Below are 1,986 nucleotides of genomic sequence, written 5' to 3'. Positions count from 1 at the left end.
TGGACACTCTTATCGACAAGTCGGTCGGCTGGTCAATCTAAGCAAAAATACCGTGTTGGATATCGTTAAAAGAAGTCGGAGTGAAAATCCTTAGCGTGCTATATTTTCCGTTTCCTGAGACGACCCCAACCATGTCCTTTGACCACAAAAATTTCAGGTTCAAATGTAAAATTTGACATTTTTAAAACTCTCCTAGTTTACAACTATATTGTTAAAGTTTAGGACTTTAATGTCCAGTTTAAGTTTTTATTGTCCAATCACAGGCTGCAAACCAATTTCTATACGATTAACTATAAGAAACTCAAACAATTCATCAAAGTCGACAGTCAACAAGATCATCAGGCTAAAGTGAAATCACCCATTTTTGCTCCAGTCGCTGCACCCAGCTTGCAGAAGCCAGCACCAGCACATACTATTCAACCGAGTGCACTAATTAATTCGATTCAACAGGCATTTCAAAATATCAAGGTTAGATCAAATAGATTTGAACCAACATTAAAAGTGGCAAAGGAATCCCTTATAAGCCCCGACTTTGTCACGCGTGAATCTTATTCAATAGTTGGATTAAGCCAACCACTCCACCCTGCGGCATCCAAGGAAATATTAAAAAATATGGATATGGACTACCGCTGCTTTTATCAAGCACTGCGGCAACAACGGGTAGATATTGATTATGATGATCAGCGTATTCAACAACTGTTAAAGTATCAGAAGCGAATTCTTCAACATATTGTATATATCAAACAAAATTTTGCAGGACATGAGCGTTATCAATGGCATACGCTTGAACAATTACAGATGGAAAACTATTTTAAGAAATAGGTCAAATTGCACTAAGACCAATTCAGTTGATCCGTCCATAGAAAGTATATAGACAGATCAACTGATTTAATTAAAGGCTGAACTAATACATATTAGAAGTCAAAATCAAATTTTTTAGATTGAACAAGTTGTGGTCTATTCTGGTTTTCCTGTTCACGTTTTCTAACTAAGGCTAATTCATACTCATTTTTATAGCGTTCGCATAAGTTGTTTTGACGTATTTGCCAAATGTTCTTTCTATATTCTGCTACCTTATCTTGATCTTCAGGATCAGTGCTATAGAGTAACGACCTCGGAATTTGTGGGACATCTTTTAAATTGGTTCCATGTTTTTTATTATAATCTTCATTAGATAAGCACGATACTGCACTGCTCACTTCGATTTCCATACCATGAATTTCTATAATTTTTGTGGGCGCATATTTTTCTAAAAATTCATTTATTATTTTTTCAGTTTGTGTTCGGTAATGAAATAATATATTACGACCGAATCCAAGCACATCAGCCGTGATTTTTAATGCACCTCCTTTTTCAGGATTTTTTTGACGATATTGCTTAAAGAACTGCTCGGGGGAACGTTGAATATTATCCAACATACTTTTTTCTGAAAATAATAAATGTAAATGTGGCTGTTCTGACTGCCCATCGAGCGCAGCCACATGATTATGAATTGCGATTGTTGATGGCATTTTATATTGACCACAAAATTCATACATTAATCTTTCAGACAACTCTATACGGCGATTTTTATCCAGTTCTTTTGGCAAAGCGATTGTAATATGTGATGAGGTTCGTCTAGTCTCACTTGTATATTGATCAGCTGCATACCAAAACTTTTCAGGATTATTTTCAGACCAAATCGGCATATTATAGGATGCACAATATTCAAGCTCTTCAATGTCACTTTTATGCTTTGAAAAATATAAAGTACGCGTAATATAGTGATATGCACTTTTTGAGAGTCGACACTTTGAATCACCATCACTCAATTTTATTTGACTATCACCTTTAACGTTGTGACTTAAATGAAAATAATACATTTTTACTTCCGATATTAATTTAACTGGGATATCGGATCCTACAAAATTTTAAAAATTCATGATTCGTTTCGTGAAGAAAAATGAAAAAAAATATTTTTCAATTAAAACGCATGAGCAATACCAC

General features: G+C 34.6%; 1 protein-coding gene and 1 pseudogene. One reads left to right on the top strand and one right to left on the bottom strand.

Annotation, left to right across the window (positions count from 1 at the left end; genetic code table 11):
• Positions 1–246: 246 nt before the first annotated feature.
• A pseudogene (locus DK207_RS15570) lies at positions 247–822 on the top strand (hypothetical protein); the annotation flags it as partial.
• Between the two features lie 92 nt (positions 823–914).
• Here the strand turns inward: DK207_RS15570 and DK207_RS15565 are convergent.
• The gene (locus tag DK207_RS15565) at positions 915–1,862 is read right to left on the bottom strand and encodes a MobA/MobL family protein (protein ID WP_016543152.1); all 948 of its coding nucleotides are present in this window, start codon (positions 1,860–1,862) and stop codon (positions 915–917) included.
• Positions 1,863–1,986: the final 124 nt, after the last annotated feature.

This window comes from Acinetobacter haemolyticus, assembly GCF_900406815.1.
GTDB classification, from domain to species: Bacteria; Pseudomonadota; Gammaproteobacteria; order Pseudomonadales; family Moraxellaceae; genus Acinetobacter; species Acinetobacter haemolyticus_A.
This window is presented reverse-complemented; position numbering and strand designations above follow the sequence as displayed.